The organism is Mycolicibacterium holsaticum DSM 44478 = JCM 12374 (assembly GCF_019645835.1).
Lineage (GTDB): Bacteria > Actinomycetota > Actinomycetes > Mycobacteriales > Mycobacteriaceae > Mycobacterium > Mycobacterium holsaticum.
The window spans coordinates 2657277-2675957 of sequence record NZ_CP080998.1; the positions used below are offsets into that span (position 1 = coordinate 2657277).

At 68.1% G+C, this 18681-nt stretch carries 18 protein-coding genes, 1 pseudogene and 1 riboswitch; of the genes and pseudogenes, 1 reads left to right on the top strand and 18 read right to left on the bottom strand.

All coding sequences use genetic code 11. The features are described from left to right. Positions 1–137: 137 nt before the first annotated feature. Positions 138–236: riboswitch (glycine riboswitch) on the bottom strand. Between the two features lie 28 nt (positions 237–264). From K3U96_RS12785 to K3U96_RS12835, 11 genes are all read right to left on the bottom strand, one after another. Next, positions 265–891, bottom strand: coding sequence for a MerR family transcriptional regulator (locus K3U96_RS12785; RefSeq protein ID WP_069404761.1), 627 nt, complete (start codon positions 889–891; stop codon positions 265–267). Between the two features lie 214 nt (positions 892–1105). Beyond that, on the bottom strand, positions 1106–1600 hold the full coding sequence (locus K3U96_RS12790; protein WP_069404738.1) for a bifunctional nuclease family protein: 495 nt from the start codon (positions 1598–1600) through the stop codon (positions 1106–1108). A 48-nt stretch (positions 1601–1648) separates the two neighbouring features. Next, positions 1649–2407, bottom strand: coding sequence for a transcriptional regulator FtsR (ftsR, locus tag K3U96_RS12795; protein WP_110917284.1), 759 nt, complete (start codon positions 2405–2407; stop codon positions 1649–1651). After that, a complete protein-coding gene (gene garA, locus K3U96_RS12800) occupies positions 2408–2887 on the bottom strand; it encodes a glycogen accumulation regulator GarA (protein WP_069404737.1) in 480 nt (159 codons plus the stop codon). It lies immediately after the preceding gene. A gap of 154 nt (positions 2888–3041) precedes the next feature. Then, on the bottom strand, positions 3042–3437 hold the full coding sequence (gene gcvH / locus K3U96_RS12805; protein WP_220693233.1) for a glycine cleavage system protein GcvH: 396 nt from the start codon (positions 3435–3437) through the stop codon (positions 3042–3044). A 34-nt stretch (positions 3438–3471) separates the two neighbouring features. Then, the gene (locus K3U96_RS12810; RefSeq protein ID WP_220693234.1) at positions 3472–4302 is read right to left on the bottom strand and encodes a DUF881 domain-containing protein; all 831 of its coding nucleotides are present in this window, start codon (positions 4300–4302) and stop codon (positions 3472–3474) included. 3 nt (positions 4303–4305) lie between these two features. Continuing rightward, the gene (locus K3U96_RS12815; RefSeq protein ID WP_069404734.1) at positions 4306–4638 is read right to left on the bottom strand and encodes a small basic family protein; all 333 of its coding nucleotides are present in this window, start codon (positions 4636–4638) and stop codon (positions 4306–4308) included. A 6-nt stretch (positions 4639–4644) separates the two neighbouring features. Further along, positions 4645–5559, bottom strand: coding sequence for a DUF881 domain-containing protein (locus tag K3U96_RS12820; protein ID WP_220693235.1), 915 nt, complete (start codon positions 5557–5559; stop codon positions 4645–4647). Then, positions 5556–6188 carry a CDP-alcohol phosphatidyltransferase family protein gene (locus K3U96_RS12825; protein ID WP_220693236.1) on the bottom strand — a complete coding sequence of 211 codons (633 nt, stop codon included), beginning with the start codon at positions 6186–6188 and terminating at the stop codon, positions 5556–5558. The genes K3U96_RS12820 and K3U96_RS12825 overlap by 4 nt, the downstream gene beginning before the upstream one ends. Positions 6189–6197: 9 nt before the next feature. After that, entirely contained in the window at positions 6198–8534 is a 2337-nt protein-coding gene (gene secA2 / locus K3U96_RS12830; protein WP_220693237.1) for an accessory Sec system translocase SecA2, read from the bottom strand. A gap of 110 nt (positions 8535–8644) precedes the next feature. After that, complete coding sequence (locus K3U96_RS12835) at positions 8645–10282, bottom strand: acetolactate synthase (RefSeq protein WP_220693238.1); 1638 nt, start codon at positions 10280–10282, stop codon at positions 8645–8647. Between the two features lie 103 nt (positions 10283–10385). Here K3U96_RS12835 and K3U96_RS12840 point away from each other — a divergent pair, with 103 nt between their 5' ends. Continuing rightward, positions 10386–12308, top strand: coding sequence for an ABC transporter ATP-binding protein/permease (locus K3U96_RS12840; protein WP_220693239.1), 1923 nt, complete (start codon positions 10386–10388; stop codon positions 12306–12308). Here the strand turns inward: K3U96_RS12840 and K3U96_RS12845 are convergent. The 7 genes and pseudogenes from K3U96_RS12845 to K3U96_RS12875 all read right to left on the bottom strand — a co-directional run bounded on the left by K3U96_RS12845 (position 12305) and on the right by K3U96_RS12875 (position 18649). Beyond that, positions 12305–13858: an FAD-binding protein gene (locus K3U96_RS12845; protein WP_220693240.1), complete on the bottom strand. Its 1554-nt coding sequence runs from the start codon at positions 13856–13858 to the stop codon at positions 12305–12307. The two genes, K3U96_RS12840 and K3U96_RS12845, sit on opposite strands and share 4 nt — an antisense overlap. Further along, positions 13855–14325: a VOC family protein gene (locus tag K3U96_RS12850; RefSeq protein WP_069406904.1), complete on the bottom strand. Its 471-nt coding sequence runs from the start codon at positions 14323–14325 to the stop codon at positions 13855–13857. Before K3U96_RS12850 ends, K3U96_RS12845 begins: the two co-directional genes overlap by 4 nt. A gap of 50 nt (positions 14326–14375) precedes the next feature. Next, positions 14376–15014, bottom strand: a complete 639-nt coding sequence (locus K3U96_RS12855) for an SRPBCC family protein (protein WP_220693241.1) — start codon at positions 15012–15014, stop codon at positions 14376–14378. After that, a pseudogene (locus tag K3U96_RS12860) lies at positions 15011–15211 on the bottom strand (ArsR/SmtB family transcription factor); the annotation flags it as partial. The pseudogene K3U96_RS12860 and the gene K3U96_RS12855, both read right to left, overlap by 4 nt. Positions 15212–15235: 24 nt before the next feature. Continuing rightward, positions 15236–15937 (bottom strand): Rv1815 family serine proteinase, encoded by a 702-nt coding sequence (locus K3U96_RS12865; RefSeq protein ID WP_220693242.1) that lies wholly within the window; start codon positions 15935–15937, stop codon positions 15236–15238. 189 nt (positions 15938–16126) lie between these two features. Further along, a complete protein-coding gene (locus tag K3U96_RS12870) occupies positions 16127–17017 on the bottom strand; it encodes a sterol desaturase family protein (RefSeq protein WP_275085556.1) in 891 nt (296 codons plus the stop codon). Between the two features lie 75 nt (positions 17018–17092). Further along, positions 17093–18649, bottom strand: a complete 1557-nt coding sequence (locus tag K3U96_RS12875) for a carboxylesterase/lipase family protein (protein WP_220693244.1) — start codon at positions 18647–18649, stop codon at positions 17093–17095. Positions 18650–18681: the final 32 nt, after the last annotated feature.

The following is an 18681-nucleotide window of genomic DNA, read 5'->3' on the forward strand; positions in this document are numbered from 1 at the left end:
TTGAGAACCGCTGGGTTCCTCTCCCTCTGTCGTCGACCCGGTCCGGGCGCCTGAGAGATTCGGCGCCTCCCGACGGATCGAGAAACGCCTTTCCCCATGGGCGGGTGAGCAGGGCTCACCGCTTTCCAGAGGCATCGGGATCTCGTGCGGTCCTGGGTGCCTGAGAGGTTGACGGAGAGGTATTGCTCCTTCGGCGTCCGTGGCTGGTTGTCACGGAACTCTCCCGCACAAGGGCGATGCGTGAACGAGTTTACCGCGCCGAACTCAGCCGATCTTGCGGTCGCGGTGTTTACGCCGCGACGCCAACTCGTCCTCGGGCGCGGCGATGGACTCGCCGCCGTCGGCGCGCTCCCCAGGAAAATCCGCGATGGCGCCGGTCAACTCGCGCATCGCCCCGGAGACGGCGATCCCGAACACGCCCTGGCCGCCCTGCAACAGGTCGACCACTTCCTCGGCCGACGTGCACTCGTAAACCGTAGTGCCGTCGGAGAACAGCGTGATGTTGGCCAGATCACGAACGCCGCGCTGACGCAGGTGGTCGACGGCGACGCGGATGTTGTGCAGCGAGATCCCGGTGTCCAGCAGGCGCTTGACGATCTTGAGGACCAGGATGTCCTTGAACGAGTACAGCCGCTGGCTGCCTGAACCGGCCGCGCTGCGGATCGACGGCACGACCAGCGACGTGCGCGCCCAGTAGTCCAGCTGACGGTAGGTGATCCCGGCGATCTGGCAGGCGCTGGGGCCGCGGTAGCCGACCAGCTCGTCGGGCACGGAGTCGTCCGGGAACAGGCCCGCCTGCACGGGTTCGCTGGGTGCCGCCGTCGCTTCCGAATCCGCGGGGCCGCTACCAGAGCCGAGGTCCAGCTGCTCTTGACGTGGCGTGTCTCCCACTTCCGAAATCCTCTCGCCGATCGAACCCGCGTCTGCCGTACCCGCGTGGGGCACACGTTCGCCGAGCCCGAGTGTGTCGAGCATACGCTTCCCGCCGGGCCCGCGACTGTCCATCAGTGGACCGGCACGTCAAAGTATGGCTGCCCGGTTCCCGCTTGGTGGAAACCCCCGCCGCGTGTCGAGCGCGACGAGACGTTTCCGTGATGAAGCGCTCCTATGTTGCCTTGAAATCATCGGGTGACACGCTGTCGAGGAATTCCTTGAACTTCTCGACCTCGTCCTCGCGCACCGCGCCGGTGGCCTCGTCGTCGTTCTCGTCGGGTATCAGCAGGCCCGCCTCGGCAAGGACGGCCTCCTCGACGTAGATCGGCACGCCGACGCGCAACGCGATCGCCACCGAGTCAGACGGCCGCGCCGACACCTTGATGTCCCGGTCGAAGATCAGGTCGGCGTAGAACGTGCCCTCCTGCAGATCGACGATCCGCACCTCTTTGAGCGAATGGCCAAGCGCACCAATGAGATCTCGGATCAGATCGTGCGTCAGCGGCCGGGCGGGCTCCACACCCTGCTGTTCGAGTGCGATCGCCGCGGCTTCGGACTGGCCGATCCAAATCGGCAGATAGCGGTCACCGTTCGATTCGCGGAGCAGTAAAACCGGCTGGTTCTGCGGCTGCTCCACGCGAATGCCGACCACACGCACCTCACCCATCTGTGTCTGCCCTCCGCACCAAGAAGCCGTACAAAACGAGTCTAATCCTCAGCGATCAAGAACGTCGCGCACAGCGGACTTGATCAGCGAGGTGTGCAGCATGATCGCCAACGCGGCCACCTCGCGCGCGAGGTCGTCGCCACGCTCCCGCGCCCCAGCCTTACCCGCCTTGACCACCGGTCCGGCGATCTGCGCGATCAGGTCGGACTGGCGGTCAGCCGCCGAACGGAACGCCCGCAGATGCCGCGGCTCCACCCCGTACTCGGCCAACGCGCGGGCGCACTGGGCGATCACCACCGAGTGTTCGTCGAAAAACCCCGCGGGCCCGGTGGTGATGACGCCCGCCTTCACCAGGGCGCTCAACAGCTCGTCGTCGACGCCCGAGCGCGACAACAAATCCTCGCGCGACAGCCGGACCTGCGTCGGGGCCACCGAGGCCGCGGTGCTGACGTGCGCGGCCGAGATGTCGGTCGACTCGTCACCGGACACCGGCACCAAACGCGGTACGCCGTAAGCGGATCCGCTCTGCGGTGGCAGCTCCCCGTCCGGCTGCGCGTCGAGCTGGGCCTTGATGACCTTCAACGGCAGGTACTGGTCACGCTGGGCGGTCAGGATGAACCGCAGCCGAGCGCAGTCGTAGGCGGTGAACCGCCGATAACCCGACGCGGTGCGCTCAGGGGTGACCAGTCCTTCGGCTTCCAAGAACCGGATCTTGGAAATCGTCACGTCCGGGAAGTCCGGTCGCAGCAGATCGAGGACCGCTCCGATTGACATCCCAGTGAGCGCGGGAGTGTCGGGCGCCGTCACTTAGGTGCCTGGGCCGCTGTCGTCGCTCTTCGGGCCGGTGAGGAAGACCAGCCGGAACTTGCCGATCTGGACCTCGTCACCGTTGGCCAGCACGGCGGAGTCCACCGGTTCCCGGTTGACGTAGGTGCCGTTGAGGCTGCCGACGTCGACGACCTGGAACTCCCCGCTCTCCAGCCGGAACTCGGCGTGCCTGCGGCTCACCGTGACGTCGTCGAGGAAGATGTCGCTGTCGGGGTGGCGCCCGGCCGAGGTCGTCGGTTGGTCGAGCAGGAACCGCGAACCGGCGTTGGGCCCGCGCTTGACGACGAGCAACGCCGAGCCGACCGGAAGACCTTCAACTCCGGATACCGCTCCCTCGGCGCCAGCCGCCGCGGGCGCGTCCAGCTCGTTGAGGAAGTCCGCGCGGAAAACCGAGGTGGTTTCCACGGTGACTTCGTCAGACGTCTGGTCAGGCCCAGAGTTCTTGTCCTTATCCGTCACCCGCTGCTCCTCACTGGCTGCTGTGGCGATACAGGGCCGAGCCCCAGCCGTAATGCGTCTGGTGTCGACCGTACCGCGCAGTAGACGTCATTGTGCCCACCACCGCCGGATCCGCCTTCAGCGCGGACGTCCGGTGGGGAAACCCTAACAACCGTCATTCGGTCACTGTGGCGCGGTAGCCGTCCGCGTCGAGCAGCCCGCCCAGGGCGTCCTCGAGAGCGGAGGCCTCCACCTGCAGGTCGACCAGCCAACCCTCACCGTAGGGGTCGGAGTTGACCAGCTGCGGATTGCCTTCCAGATCCCCGTTGACCGCAAGAACTTTCGCAGAGACCGGAGCGTAGAGGTCCGAGACCGACTTGGTCGACTCCACCTCGCCGAAGGATTCGCCCGCCGTGACGTCGGTGCCGACGTCGGGCAGCTGCACGAACACCACGTCGCCCAGCGCGGACTGCGCGTAGTCGGTGATGCCGACACGCACGGTGTCGTCCCCGGTGCGCTGCACCCACTCGTGTTCGTCGGTGTACTTCAGGTCGGCTGGGATATCGCTCACGGCGCTCCTAATTTTTCACTCACTGCCCTTGGCCTCATTTAACCGGCTGAGCGTATTGGCGGGGTTTCGGTTGCCGCAAGGTGGTGACGTCCACCCGGTCGGACTGCTGCACCGTCATCGTGCCCCCGACGCGTTCGATGCTGTCCTTTGCGCCGCCGGGGATGTTCATCGCCGCGGCCAACGTCGGCGGATCACCAATCGCGACAACGTTATAGGGCGGATGCAGTGTCACGTTGTCGATGACGAGCGCCCCGGGCGCCCCGGCCACCCAGGTGTCCACGCCGACGCGCACCGCGCCTTGGTCGCCGCGAACCTCCATGGCCTCTGCGCCGGCGTTGCGCAGTTCGTTGATCACGTCGAGCAGCGTCTCGGCCGGCACGCCGGGTGTGGTGTCGGTGATGGTCAACGTCACGCCGGGCCCGGTGGCCGGCACCGCGCCGATCATGATCGACAGCGCGGCGAGCCGGGCCTGGGCGTTCTCGATGGCCGCCTGGTCGCTGGTGCCGGACGCCTCGAGTTGGTCCAGGGTGCGCTGCAGGTCGGCGACTTCGGTGCTCAACGCGGCCTCACGTTGCTGCAGCGAGTCCAGCAGCACCAGCAGGTCGGCCGGCCGCGCGCTCTCCAGGGAGTCACCGGATTCGGTCTGCCGCACCTGGGTGACGATCGCGATGCCCAGGAGCACGCACAACACCACCCCCAACGCGCCGAACACCAGCTGGGAGCGGCGTGATCGCGCGCCGCCCTGCAGGTCGCCGATCTGCGGGGCGGCCACGTCCGGCGGCATCTCGTGTTTGCCGCCGCGCCGCGCCGCTGCGTCGTCGGGGCGGGCGGGCTCCGACGGGTGCTGGGGCGGGTTCTCGGTCATCGACTATGCGCCGAACAGTCTGCGCCGCAAGGCGGCTGCGTTGCCGAAGATGCGGATTCCCAGCACCACGATGATCGCCGTGGACAGCTGGGTGCCGACGCCGAGCTGGTCTCCGAGGTAGACGATGAGCGCGGCGACCAGCACGTTGAACACGAAGGACACCACGAACACCTTCGCGTCGAAGATGCGCTCCAGATAGGCGCGCAGCCCGCCGAACACCGCGTCCAGCGCGGCGACCACGGCGATCGGCAGGTACGGCTGGACGAACTCGGGTACGTCGGGCTGAAACACCAACCCGAGCACGATGCCGATGACGAGTGCGGCGATTCCGATCATGCGTGGTTACTGACCAATCTGCTTGGCGAAGTTGACTTCCCGAACCGAACCGGCGGGCAGCGTGACGGTGTCGGAGGCGCTGACCTGCACCCCGACACCGTAGGAGATCTCCAGCAGCCGCAGGCGTTGCAGGCCCGAGCTGCGCTCGAAGATGTCCTTCATCAGGTTCGGCGGTCCGATGGCGAGAATGACGTACGGGCTGGTGATCGGCTGATTGTCCACCAGGATGCCGCCCCCGGCCTGCCGCACGGTCACGTTCGGCCCGATCCGCACTCCGCCCACCGACACCGCCTCCGCACCGCTGGCCCACAGCCCGTTGACCACCAGTTGCAGGTCGCGGTCCAGGATCACCTGCCTGCTGCCGGGCAGACGCTGCTTGGACACGTCGCTGAGGTTCTGCGAGACGCCGGGATCGGTGACGGTGATCGTCAGCCCCGGCCCGATCACCGGTGTGGCGGCCGCGGCGAAGTCCGCCTGGTCCAGGCGACCCAACAGCTGCTGGCCACGCTCGTCGCCTTCGAGGCGGCTGCGCCGCCGGGTGTCGACCTGCGTGGCCAACGCGTCGCGGCGAGCCGTGAGGTCCACGGTCGAGGCCTCCGCTGACCGGACGCTGCCCGCCAGCGCGTGCTGGGTTTCCCGGACGCCGGTGGCGGTGCTGCGGGCTTGGGCCAGCGCGGTGGCGAACACGACGGCGATCAGCAGCGCACCGCAGCACTGCCACGCCCAGGTCTGCCACCGCGGGCGGCGCTTGCCCGCGGCCTTGGCCTCGGCGGCCGCCGCGTACCCGGGGTCGAGGTGCTCGGTCAGCAATGACCGCAGGAGCGAGGGCACCGGGATCAGCGTCGGCTTGTCGGCGGCGTGGGCGCTGCGCCCGGCGTTCGGGTCGTAGCCGCCGAGGGTTTTGCGGAAGCTCTGCGTCATCGGGGTCCCCGGCTCTTCGGCAGCCGTCGCATCACCATCGTCACCTGGATCAGGTACAGCACCGCCGACCACAGATACATCGCCAGACCCCAGATCAAAAACGCCCATCCGCAGGCCAGCACCACCCGGCTCCACAGCGCGTCCCACTGGCCGAGCAGGATCAGCGGCAGACCCGACATCAACGCGAACGTCGCCGCCTTACCGAGGTAGGTCACCGGCAGCGCGGTCAGCCCGCGGCTGCGCAGCAGCGGAAGCGTCGCGGCCAGCACGGCGTCGCGCCCGATCAGCGTGGCCACGATCCACCACGGCAACGAACCGTGGACCGCCATCGCCACCGGGACCACCAGCATGTATATCCGGTCGACGGCCGGATCGAGCAGCTCCCCCAGCCGCGAGGACTGGTTGTCGACGAGGCGGGCGATCTTCCCGTCGGCCCAGTCGGAGAAGCCGCTGAACATCAACACAGCCACCGCCCACCCGTTGGCGTCGGCGACCAGCAGCAGCCAGAGGAACACCGGCACCAACGCCAGGCGCAGCACGCTCAGCACGTTGGGGACGGTCAACACCCGGTCGCGGGCGCGACCCCTCTGTTCCGGCGGCGAAGGCGCCCGGCCATGCGCCTCGGTCATGGGCTAAACCTAGCGGAACACCCCCGGCAGGCTCAGCGCGGAGAGCGAGTCGTCGGCAAGCGGATTGTCGTGAACCATGTACGTCCACGTCGAGGTCGGCCGGGCCAGTTTGGACAGGTCCACGCCGGGTTCGTCCTCGATGGACGGCGCGGTCTCGAAGGTCTGCTGAGCCGCCTCGATCGCGTCGGCGGCCAGCGAGGCGAACGCGTCGACGGCCATCCGGTGAAACTCGTCGATCGGGGTCTGGTTGCCCAGCGCGCGCAGATGGATGCTCTCGCGGACATCGGACAGGTAGGCCAGGTGATCGGCCCAGCCGCGGTCCAGGTGGTACAGCATGATCAGCCGGCAGATCTTCTCCAGCTTCTCCTCGCCGAGGTCCTCGACCAGCTCCGCGTAGCGTTTCGGCGACCGCTCCTCGAGCTCTTCGCGGGCAACCGCGGTGCGCAGCAACGTATCCCGGCGTTCGACGATGATGGCCCGCTGCTGGGCGATCAGCTGGTTGTAGCGCCAGTTGTTGGCGTGGATGTCGAGCATCCGGCCCTCGGCGATGCGTTGCGCGTTGTCCAGCAGCGAGGCGGCCTTGGGGCTGACGATGCGGCCGGTGTCGTCGGTGTCCATCGGGAGCTTGTTCGGCTCGAGGTGGGCCACGACGACGGCGTCTTCCCAGCTGGCGAAGAACACCGACGATCCGGGATCGCCCTGGCGCCCGGCGCGGCCGCGCAACTGGTTGTCGAGCCGCTCGGTGTGGTGCCTGCCGGTGCCGACGACGTGCAGCCCGCCCAGATCGGCGACTTCCTTCTTCTTGACCGAGTGATCGTCGGCGTCGGACCCGCCGAGCCGGATGTCGGTGCCGCGCCCGGCCATCTGGGTGGACACCGTGACACTGCCGAGCTTGCCGGCCTCGGCGATCACCGCGGCCTCCTCGGCGTCGTTCTTCGCGTTCAGGACGACGGCCGCGACCCCGGCCTTGACCAGGCGTTGGTGCAGGTCCTCGGATTCGGCGACGTCGTGGGTGCCGACCAGGACGGGCTGGCGCGTCTTGTGCACTTCCTTGATGTGCTCGACGATGGCGTCGTTCTTGGCGGCCTCGGTGGCGTACACCCGGTCGGGCTCGTCCTCGCGGATGTTGGGCATGTTCGGCGCGATCGGCGAGACCGCGAGCTTGTAGAACTGGCGCAGCTGCTCGCCTGCGGCCAGCGCGGTGCCGGTCATGCCGCACACCGTGGGATACCGGTTGATCAGCGCCTGCACCGTGATGGTGTCGAGTACCTCGCCGGTCTCGGTGGTCTCGATGCCCTCCTTGGCCTCGACGGCGGCCTGAAGGCCGTCGGGCCAGCGCTGCAGCTGCGCGATGCGACCGCGTGAGGCGTTGATCAGGTGCACCGCGTCGTCGCGGACGATGTAGTGCACGTCGCGCTGCAGCAGCACGTGGGCGTGCAGCGCCACGTTGACCTCGGTGAGCGTGCTGCCGACATGCTCCTCGGAGTACAGATCGATGCCGCCGAGTTTGGCCTCCAGTTTCCTGGCACCCTCTTCGGTGAGGTGCACGTTGCGGTTGTCGTCGTCGGTGTCGTAGTCGACGCCGCCGGTGAGTTCGCCGACCAGCCGGATGATTTCGACCTTGGGGGTCTCCCGGTGCGAGGTGCCCGCCAGCACCAGCGGCACCAGCGCCTCGTCGACCAACACCGAGTCGGCCTCGTCGATGAGCGCCACATCGGGGTTCGGCGACACCAGGTCTGCGACATCGGTGACCAGTTGGTCGCGCAGCACATCGAAGCCGATCTCGTTGACCGAGGCGTAGGTGACGTCGCACCGGTAGGCCGCGCGGCGCTCTTCGGCGGTGGATTTCTCGGTGATCCAGCCGACCGTCAAGCCGAGCGCCTCCAGCAGCGGCGCCATCCATTCGGCGTCGCGACGCGCGAGGTAGTCGTTGATCGTGATGACGTGCACGTGCCTGCCGCCCAGCGCGTAGCCGGCCGCGGCGATCGCCCCCGACAGCGTCTTGCCCTCACCGGTGGCCATCTCCACCACGTCGCCTGCCAACATCCGCAGCGCCCCGAGCAGCTGGACGTCGAACGGGCGCAGCGACGTGGTGCGTTCGGCGGCCTCCCGGGTGATGGCCAGAAACTGCGGGATGTCGGTGGCGTCGGCCAGGTCCTCGAGGTTCAGCAGCTTGGCGGCCTTGCGCAGTTGCTCGTCGTCGAGTTCGGCGGCGCGGTCGTCGAAGTCCGCGGACTGGCGCACCTGCGTCATCGACTGCGCCTGGTCCCGATCGGTGCTGGCGCCGAGCAGTTTCCAGAACCGATTGCTGACACGACCTGGGGTGCGGGTCTTGGTCTTAGCCACACAAATACGGTACGCGTCCCCCCTTCCGCTCCCGGCGAGCGTGCGTGTCTGAGGGCGAAACGCCGCGTCGGATGCGGAGTTCGCGCACGCTCGCGGCGAAGGGAGGCGGCTCAGGCCAGGTTCGAGCGGCGCGGATAGGCCACCGTCGGATCGGTCAGCGTGTTGACCACCGCGGGCACCCCGGCCGAGAACGCGCGCTGCAGGGCGGGACGCAGCTCGGCGGGGGTCGCCACCAGCTCACCGTGCCCGCCCAGCGCCGCGACGACCTCGTCGTAGCGGGTGCCCGGGCGCAGATCGGCCACCACCGAGTATCCGTACAGCATCTCCATCGGATGCTTCTCGAGCGCCCAGATGCCGTTGTTGCCGATCACCGAGACCACCTGCACCCCGTGCCGGACCAGCGTGTCCCATTCCATGCCGGAGAACCCGAACGCGCCGTCGCCCTGCAGCAACACCACCTGCCGGTCGGGGCGGGCCAGCTTGGCGGCCAGCGCATAACCCGGGCCGGAGCCCAGACAGCCGAACGGCCCGCTGTCCAACCAGGCCCCCGGCACGTAGCTGTCGATGACGCGGCCGGCATACGACCCGAAATCGCCCGCATCGATCACGACGATCGCGTCACGATCCAGCAGCGCGCTCAGCTCGGCGTACACCCGCATCGGATGCAGCGGCGCCCGGTCGTCGGTGAGTTCGGCGGCCTCGCCCCGGCGGGCGGCGATCTCCACCGCGCGCAACTGTTCGATCCAGGCGGCGTGGCCGGGCGGGGTGGCCGCCGACAACGCGGTCAGGATCTTGGGAAGATCGCCGTACAGGCCCGCGGCAACCTCGCGCGGATGCGGCCGCTCCGGTGCGACGCGGTCGGCGACGATGAGTTTGGTTTCGCCGCCGAACACCGCGCCGAACCCGAGCCGGAAGTCCAGCGGCACCCCGATCACCAGCGCAACGTCGGCCTCCCCCAACGCTTTTGACCGGGCCCTGGAGAACGCCAGCGGGTGATCGGCTGGCACGGTGCCGCGCGCCATGCCGTTCGTCAGCACCGGAATTCCCAGCGCCTCGGCCAGGTTGAGCAGCGCGGTTTCGGCGTGCCCCCACCAGACGTTGGTGCCCGCCATGATCACCGGCCGCTGCGCACCGGACAGCAACCGGACGGCGGTGTCCACGGCGTCTCCGTCTGGATCTCCCGCTGCGGGTGGGTCGGCCAGCGCGCCTGGTCCGCCGTCGTCGCGGGCCTCGCTGAACACGTGGTCCATCGGGAAATCGACGAACGCCACCCCCGAAGGGGCGCCGACGGCCGCGCGCAGCGCCTCGTCGATCAGCGGCCCGACGGCGTCGGGAGACTCCGCGGTCGCCGCGAACCGGGTCAGCGGCGCCACGAACGGGACGTGGTCGATCTCCTGCAGCGAACCCTGCCCCCACCGCAGCGCGGGTGCCCGCCCGCCAAGCACCACCAGCGGCGACTGGTTCTGCTGGGCGGCGGCCATCGCGCTCATGCCGTTGGTGACGCCGGGTCCGGCGGTCAACGCCGCGACGCCGGGCACGCGGGTCACCTTGGACCAGCCTTCGGCGGCAAATGCCGCGGTCTGCTCGTGCCGGGTGTCGACCAACCGGATGTTCTCGGCTCGGCAGCCGTCGTAGATCGAGAACAGGTGCCCACCGGAGAGCGTGAAGATCGTGTCGATCCCGCTTGCCCGCAACCGCCGGGCGATCAGGTGGCCCGCGTTCACGGAATCTGCCGTTCCGGTGCTCATACCGGCAGCTTAATCACGGCCCGACGGCAGCCGGCTCGACGCGCTCACCAGCAGTTGAGCTCTGTGCAGCGCTGACAGCGGTGCGGGGAGGTACCTTGCCCGAATGGAAAGTTTTGTCCCGACGCTGGACTGGGGACACGAGCTGTGGACGTCGCTGGTCTGGGTCGCGCGCGGCTGGGTGATCGCGGCGATCGCCACGCTGGCCATCATGGTGCTGATCGCCCGGTTCACCACCTGGGGACGTCAGTTCTGGCGCATCACCGGCGGCTACTTCAAGGGCCCGGAAAGCGTGAAGGTCTGGCTCTGGCTGGCGGCGCTGCTGCTGTCGGTAATCGTCGGCGTGCGGCTGTCGGTGCTGTTCACGTTCCAGGGCAGCGACATGATGACCAGCTTCCAGGTGGTGGCGTCGGGTCTCGGCAGCGACAATGCCGCCGTCAGGCAGTCCGGCGAGGCCGGCTTCTGGATGTCGATGATGGTCTTCGCGCTGCTGGCGGTCCTGCACGTCGCGCGCATCATGCTCGACCTGTTCATGACCCAGCGGTTCATGCTGGCCTGGCGGATATGGCTCACCGATCGTCTCACCGACGACTGGCTCGACGACAAGGCCTACTACCGCGGTCGCTTCATCGACGAGACGATCGACAACCCCGACCAGCGGATTCAGCAGGACATCGACATCTTCACCGCCGGGGTGGGCGGGCTGCCGAACACGCCCAACAACATCTCCACGTCCACCCTGCTGTTCGGCGCGGTCAACGCGCTGGCCTCGATGATCTCGTTCACCGCGATCCTGTGGAGCCTGTCCGGGACGCTCACGCTGCCGGTGGTCGGGATCGCGCTGCCCAAGGCGATGTTTTGGATCCTGCTGGTCTACGTGGTGTTGGCGTCGATCTTCGCGTTCTGGATCGGCAGACCCATCATCTGGTTGTCGTTCCGCAACGAGAAGTACAACGCCGCCTTCCGCTACGCCCTGGTCAGGTTGCGCGACGCGGCCGAGGCGGTCGCTTTCTACCGCGGCGAGATCGCCGAACGCGCCGGGTTGCGGCGGCTGTTCGCTCCCGTGGTGTCCAACTACAAGCGCTACATCAACCGGATGATGGGCTTTTACGGGTGGAACCTCTCGATGGATCAGATCATCGTGGTGCCGCCGTATCTGCTGCAATTCCCTCGCTTCTTGTCCGGGGAGATCACGCTCGGCGCGATGACACAGACCGCCGCGGCGTTTGGCAACATCGAGCAGGGGCTGTCGTTCTTCCGCAACGCCTACGACCAGTTCGCCGGCTACCGGGCCGCGATCATCCGCCTGCACGGCCTGGTGCTCGCCAACGAGGAGGGCCGGGCGCTGGCGGAGCTGACCACGAAGGCCTGCGTCGACGGCACCGTGGAACTGGCCGACGTCGAGGTCCGCACGCCCGACGGCCGACAACTGGTCAAACCGCTCGACATGCGCCTGGAGGTCGGCGACACGTTGGTGATCACCGGTCCGTCCGGCAGCGGGAAGACCACGTTGCTGCGCAGCCTGGCCCAGCTGTGGCCGTTCACCTCCGGGGCGTTGACGCGGCCATGTGGTCCCAACGAGACGATGTTCCTGTCCCAACTGCCCTACGTGCCGCTCGGTGATCTGCGCACCGTGGTGAGCTACCCAAACGAAGTGGGCAGCATCGACGACCAGACATTGCGCGAGATGCTGGCCAAGGTGGCGCTTCCGCATCTGGTGGACCGCCTCGACGAGGTCGAGGACTGGGCCAAGGTGCTCTCACCGGGTGAGCAGCAGCGGATCGCGTTCGCCCGGATCCTGCTGACCAAACCCAAAGCGGTCTTCCTGGACGAGTCCACGTCCGCACTCGACGAGGGGCTGGAGTTCCTGCTCTACGATCTGGTGCGCACCGAACTGCCCGACACCATCCTGGTCAGCGTCAGCCACCGCACCACCGTGGAACAGCACCATACCCACGAACTCGAGTTGCTCGGTGACGGCGAGTGGCGGCTGGGCCGCCTGCAGGGCGACGAGCCGGCCCGCGTCTAGCCGCGGGCGGCGTGTCCACCCGCCCGCCGCGCGGCGTGTCCACCCGCCCGCCGCGCGGCGTGTCCACCCGCCAAGCCCGCGGCGTGTCCACCCGCCCGCCGCCCGAAGAACGAGCCCTCGCCCAGTTGCGTTCCGCTGGCGTAACCCTTGCCGTCCTGGGCGATGTTGGACGCGCATGCGCCCGCCGCGTACAGGCCGGGCACCGTACTGCCGTCCTCGCGCAGCACCTCACCATCGATGGACACCGCAAGACCACCCATGGTGAACCCCGAGTACATCGCGACGCCGAGGGACAGGTCGAACGCCGCCCACGGGCCGTTGTCCTGGGCGGCAAGGTATTCGGGCTGCTTGTGGAAGTCGGGGTCCTCACCGCGCGCGGCGTTGGCGTTGTACCGCTCGAGGGTGGCCGCCAGGTTGCCCTGCGGAATACCAAGGGCGGCTTCCATTTCCGCGATCGTCTCCCAGCCGTCGATGAACTTGATCAGCGGCATCTCGGGCATCTCCATGTGCGCCTCGTCCACCACCAGGTACGCCCGCTGCTCCGGTTGCTCCAGCACGTACGCCGACGTGCGCGAGTGGTAGGAGTCCTCGGCGACGAACCGGTTGCCGTCCTTGTTGACGATGACGCCGGTGAGCAGGATTTCCGGCGGATAGGCCGCCGCGGTGATGAACAGCTGATCGAGGTTTCTGGCGACCCCGCCGGCCGATACGCCCATCCGGATGCCCAGGCCGTCGTCGTTCGGGTTGCCCAGGATGTAGGGCTCCACCACGCCGTGATGTTTGGTGCGGCGCTGCTGCCCCAGCGCCGGGGTGTATTCGGCGACCATCTCGGGGTTCATCGCGAACCCGCCCGCCGCGATGATCACCGACCTGGCCTTGACCGCGCCGGTGTCTGCGAAATGCTTCCAGCGCACCCCCACCACCGCGCCGTCGTCGACGACGAGGTTGGTCACGCCGGTCTCGTAGCGGATATGCACGCCCAGGTCGGTGGCGCGCTTGAGTAGCAGGTCGATGACCATGGCGGCGCCGCCGAGCTCGCCGGGTACCGGCACCGAATGACCGCGCGGCGCCGGCTTGGCCTGTTCGCAGAACGGCCACACCTTCTCGTTACCGGTGTAGGACAGGCCTTCGGTGCCCGGCGGGACGACCACCTTGCCGGGGTAGAAGCTGCGCTCGAACTGAAAACCCAAGTCCTCCAACCAGTCGAAGTGCTCGACGGAGCCTTCGCAGTACGCGCGGATCTTGTCGTGTTCGGGCTCACGCGACATCGCGACGAGGTACTTGTACATCTCCTCGGCGCTGTCGTCGTGGCCGGTGGCCTGCTGTACGGCGGTGCCGCCGCCGAGATAGAAATGACCGCCGGCCATCGAGCTGGTGCCGCCCGCGGCGGCCGCGCGTTCCAGCACCAGCACCGACGCGCCCGCGGCGGCCGCACTGACCGCCGCACAGCCGCCGGCGATGCCGAAACCGATGACGACGACGTCGACCTCGTCGGACCACGCCGACACTTCGGCCGCGTCGACGGTGTCGGGGATGTCCAGTCCGCTCACTGTTGCTCCTGTTTGATGTAGTCGAAGAATGCCCTGATCTCCTCGGGCACATAGGCGATCTCGAGGTAGGGCACCCCGGGGGCTTCGATGTAGGCGAACTCCATCCCGCCCGGCATCACGCCGCGCTGCACCGCCTCGGCTCCCCGTTCGGCGAGCGCTGCGTCGACGTCGTCGACCTCCACGCAGACGTGATGCAGCCCGGGCCCGGCGCGGTCGAGGAACTCGGTGTAGATGCTGTCACCGGTCAGCGGCGCGATGATTTCCAGCTGCGTGTCACCGGCGTAGCTCAGCGAGATCGCGGCGACGAAATCTGCGGGTCGGCCGCGGAAGGTGCAGGCGTCGGGGCCGAAGTGCACCTCGGGCATGCGGATCCACTTCTTGGCGCCGAGCAGCGTGGTCAGGACCGTCTCGGTGGCGTCGAGGTCCCGGGTCACCCAAGCAATCTGGACAGGTGTCTGGGCAGGCATCGCGTCGAGGATATCCCCGCCCTGCCCCAATGGCTAGAACGTGTTCTAGTTCAGCCCTCGCCGAGGTAGGCCTCCAGGCAGCGGTCGGCCATCTCCCGCGCGGCCACCGGGTCCTCACCCTGGGCCACGTTGGCGAGGTACCAGTGCTCGCTGGACAGCGCCAGGAAGCGCCGGCCGTCGTCGGTGCCCAGCCACTGCTGTCCGGCGGCTGGGTCGACGGACTCCCCCGTGCGCAGATGGATCGCCAGCCCGAGCACCATGGAATCCCACCCCATGCCGACGGCGCCGGGTCCGAACATGCGCGACATGTCGTCGTCGACGTGGGCGATGTGCTCGATGACCAACCGCGCCCGGTCCGGGCCCTCGCTGCGCACGGAGACGTCGATCCAGCTGGTGGCGCCGTCGTACTCCCAGGTGGCGGTGAAGTTCCTCGGCGGATCGCACGTCAGGATCGTGCCTCCGGCTTGGCCCTCCAACTGGTAGGAGCCGCCGAGTTTCAGGTCTCCGGAGATCGGCATCAGCCACCGCGGAATGCGTTCGATGCTGGTGACCGCATCCCAGAGGTCTTCGGCGGCGGTGTCATAGGACTGGCTGATGGTGGCGACGTAGGCCTGCCCGCTCTCGATGGTCCTTGTCCCGAATGTCCGCGTGACCGCGTTGATCTGGTAGTCGACGTCTACATCGATCATGGTGCCTTCTTTCGCCGTTGTCGTTTGCCGCGCGCGATCTCGGTGGCCAACGCGTCAAGACGCGGGGCCCAGAACCGCCGGAACCCGTCCAGCCATTCGTCGACCTCACGCAACGCCGCCCCGTCAACGGCGTACAGTCGCCGCTGACCGTCCGGGCGCACTGACGTGAACCCGTTGTCGCGCAGCACTTTCAGGTGCTATAAGTCAATACTGAATTATTGCTACGGCAGCGCGGCAGGCATGGCGTCGACGTTGCTCGACGCGGCCGAGATGACCCCTTCGCGGGCCTGCTGGCTGGTCACGTTCCACGACACCGCTGCGGGGTATTGCCCCCAGGTGCTGTTGAACATCCCGATGATCGCGGCCCGACCGTCGGGGGTGAGCACGTAGACGGGACCGCCCGAGTCGCCTTTACCGCTGACGACACCGTTGGTCATGGTGAACCATCCGTTGTTGACCGATTCGATGGTTCCGCAGCTTTCCCCGGTGACGACGCCGAAGTGGCAGACCGGCAGGCCGGGTGCGGGGACCACGGCGGGATCGGTCACCAGCACCCGCCCGCTGGGCAGCACGTTGTTGACCGCCGCGTCGGGGGCCAGGCCGATGATCTGCCAGTCGGCGATCTGGTGGGTGCCGTCGACGGTGGCCCCGTTGGGGGTGTTGTCGCGGAACTGCACCTGGGTGCCGACGAAGTTGCCGTTGCGATCACTGACCTGTCCACCGCCGCGGCAGTGCCCGGCGGTGAACGCGACACGCGCCTGCAGATCCACGAAACCCAGCGTGCAGACGGTATTGTCTTGTCGGATCTCCATCCCGGGATACACCGGCACGCCGGGGTTGGCGCTCACGGGTGCTGTGGGGATCGCGAGCGCGATGATCGGGGCGGCCAACGCTGCCATCGCGTGAAACCATCGTCGGGGCATTTCCGCACCGATCCTCTCGAGTAACAGGGTGACAACGGTACCGCTATGATGCGGTCTGCTATACCCGAGCGAGAGAACTGATAATCCGCCCGACCAGCAGGGACCGCACGCGGTGGCACCTACACCTGGCCATCGCTCAAGATCACGGGAACGTTACGGTCCCGATGAAAACAATCGAAAAAAGTTGGCTCAGGCGGGCAGTTCTGCGGCCGAATCCCGGACCCGGCCAGCGTCGGCGACCCGGGCCGGGGCCCAACCGGGCGGGCCGAACGCGTACCCGAACTTGTCGCGCCACCTGGTGGCCCCGCGCACGTCGCGCAGGATCGCCACGTACTCGTAGGTCTGCAATTTCCAGATGTTGTAGGTGTCGACCTGCTTGGTCAGGCCATAGTGCGGCCGCGCGGTCTCTGGCTGGAACGTGCCGAAGAGCCGGTCCCACACGATGAAGATGCCGCCGTAGTTCTTGTCCAGGTACTGCTGGTCCATGCCGTGGTGCACCCGGTGATGCGACGGGGTGTTGAAGATGAACTCGACGGGCGCCCAGAGCTTTCCGATGCGCTCGGTGTGGATCCAGAACTGGTAGATCAGGTTGATCGAGAAGCTGGCGAACACGATCCACGGCGGCACGCCCAACAGCGGCAGCACCGCGCGCAGGAACACGTCGCCGCTGATGTTCCACTTCTGCCGCAGCGCGGTCGCGAAGTTGAAGTACTGGCTGGAGTGGTGGGCCTGGTGGGTCGCCCAGATCAGCCGCACCCGGTGCGCGATCCGGTGGTAGAGGTAATACATCAGGTCGACACCGACGATCGCGATCACCCACGTGTACCAGGCGTTCGCCGGCAACTGCCACGGCGCCACATAGGCGTAGAGGGCGGCGTAGGCCAGCAGCGCGACGAAGTTGAGCACCCCGCTGGTGCCGATCGACACCAGGCCCATCGAGATGCTGGCCCAGGCGTCGGGCCTGGAATAGGCACCGGCCGGGGCCCGCTGCTCGTCGTGCGCGAGTGTGCGCGCCGCCGCCCATTCGATGACCAGCAGCAATAAGAAGAAGGGCACCGCGTACATCACGGGGTCGTGCATCAGGGGCGGCAGCACGTCCGCGAAAGTCCGACTCCAGTCCACGTCAGTCAGTACCTCCCGGCCAAAGTCTACGGCCTAGCGGAAGCTGAGCACCTGATCGCCCCAGGCCGTGCGCACGTCGGCGTCCAGGTCCTCGACCAGCCGGTCCTCGGCGTCGATGACCAGGGTGGAGCGTTCGTCGGCGCGGTACGGCCGCCACTGCGGGTCGCCGGGCCGGCCCGCCGGGGCGGCGTCGACGGCGAAGTTCAGCCAGCGGGTGCGCATCCGCGCCGACACGACCCTGCCCGCCTTCAACCCGCCCAGCTTGAACGTGGGGTCCTTGGGGCCCGCGACGAGGTTGCCCCACACGTAGGGCAGCTCGGTGGCGTGCGCGGCACCCAGCCGCAGCAGCCGCAGCATCGGGGTGGCGAAGTCGAACCGGTACAGGTACACCGGCGCGACGTCGCGGTGGCCTTCTGCGAACCAGATCGACGGCATGCGGAACCCGATGTCGCGGGCCACCCGCATCCCGATGATCTTGGGGCGGCCGCGGTAGGTCGCCCGGATCTGCGCCTCGCTGGGTAACTGCAGGGCGGGCTGTTCGGCGGCGATCGTGGCGAACATGTCGCGGATCGCCTGCGGGGTGATCGGCATGAGCGGTGACTTCATCCAGCGGAACAGCGCTGCCTCGTGTCTGTTGGTCCCGATGAGCAGCGGAACCGGGTGGGTGCGGCCCTCGCGGGCCAGCTTGACCGGATGCGCGGGCACGACGTCGCCGTCGATGATCGGCGCGAACGCCAGCGTGCCCGGCGTGCTGGCCGGGACCGCGTCGAACACCCGCTTGGCCGCGGCGTTGACGGCGGCGATCGGCACCGACGCCAACCCGTACGCCTCGTCGGTGCGCATGCCGAGCGCGTCGAGGAACTGCTCGGCGACGCGACTGCCGCGTTCGCGGTCATAGACCGAGGTCGCCGGTGAGCTCTGGGCGATCGCGGCGCCGAACAGGCCGGCGGCCGGCGGGCTGGCCAGCAGCGTGGTCACGATTCCCCCGCCCGCGGATTCGCCGAACACCGTGACACGGCCGGGATCTCCCCCGAACGCCGCGATGTTGTCGCGGACCCACTGCAGCGCGAACAGCACGTCGCGGATGCCGATGTTGGTGGCGAACTGGTCGCCCAACGACGACAGGTCCAGGAATCCCAGCGCCCCGAGCCGGTAGTTGACGGTGACGATGATCGCCTCGCCCGCGCTGGCCAGCGCTCGACCGTGGTACAGCGGCTGGGCCGAGGAGCCCAGGATGTACGCGCCGCCGTGGATCCACACCATGACGGGTTTGGCGGCGCCGGCAGCGGTGTCCGAAGACGCCCAGACGTTCAGCGTCAGGCAGTCGTCGCCCTGCGGTGCGCCCAGGTCGATCGGGATCTTCGGGTCGGTGGGCTGCGGGCAGACCGGGCCGACCCTGGTCGCGTCGAGCGGCTCGGTCCACCGCGGCGGCGGTTCGGGCGCCCGCCAGCGCAGCTCGCCGACGGGCGCGGCCGCGTACCGGACGCCCTTCCAGAACTTGACGGTGCCGTCGTCGATACCGCGCACGGGCCCGCAGGCGGTGTCGACGACGAGCGCGTGATCGGTGCCGCGCCCCGCGTCGGCCGTCATGTGAACCCCTTCATCGGTTGATCTGGTTGAAC

Coding starts and splice junctions, on each gene's coding strand:
- K3U96_RS12790 (WP_069404738.1), bottom strand. CDS start 1,600: ATGGGTGAGGTGCGTGTGGTCGGCATTCGCGTGGAGCAGCCGCAGAAC.
- K3U96_RS12810 (WP_220693234.1), bottom strand. CDS start 4,302: ATGACCGAGAACCCGCCCCAGCACCCGTCGGAGCCCGCCCGCCCCGAC.
- K3U96_RS12815 (WP_069404734.1), bottom strand. CDS start 4,638: ATGATCGGAATCGCCGCACTCGTCATCGGCATCGTGCTCGGGTTGGTG.
- K3U96_RS12820 (WP_220693235.1), bottom strand. CDS start 5,559: ATGACGCAGAGCTTCCGCAAAACCCTCGGCGGCTACGACCCGAACGCC.
- K3U96_RS12825 (WP_220693236.1), bottom strand. CDS start 6,188: ATGACCGAGGCGCATGGCCGGGCGCCTTCGCCGCCGGAACAGAGGGGT.
- K3U96_RS12835 (WP_220693238.1), bottom strand. CDS start 10,282: ATGAGCACCGGAACGGCAGATTCCGTGAACGCGGGCCACCTGATCGCC.
- K3U96_RS12840 (WP_220693239.1), top strand. CDS start 10,386: ATGGAAAGTTTTGTCCCGACGCTGGACTGGGGACACGAGCTGTGGACG.
- K3U96_RS12850 (WP_069406904.1), bottom strand. CDS start 14,325: ATGCCTGCCCAGACACCTGTCCAGATTGCTTGGGTGACCCGGGACCTC.
- K3U96_RS12855 (WP_220693241.1), bottom strand. CDS start 15,014: ATGATCGATGTAGACGTCGACTACCAGATCAACGCGGTCACGCGGACA.
- K3U96_RS12865 (WP_220693242.1), bottom strand. CDS start 15,937: ATGCCCCGACGATGGTTTCACGCGATGGCAGCGTTGGCCGCCCCGATC.
- K3U96_RS12870 (WP_275085556.1), bottom strand. CDS start 17,017: ATGCACGACCCCGTGATGTACGCGGTGCCCTTCTTCTTATTGCTGCTG.
- K3U96_RS12875 (WP_220693244.1), bottom strand. CDS start 18,649: ATGACGGCCGACGCGGGGCGCGGCACCGATCACGCGCTCGTCGTCGAC.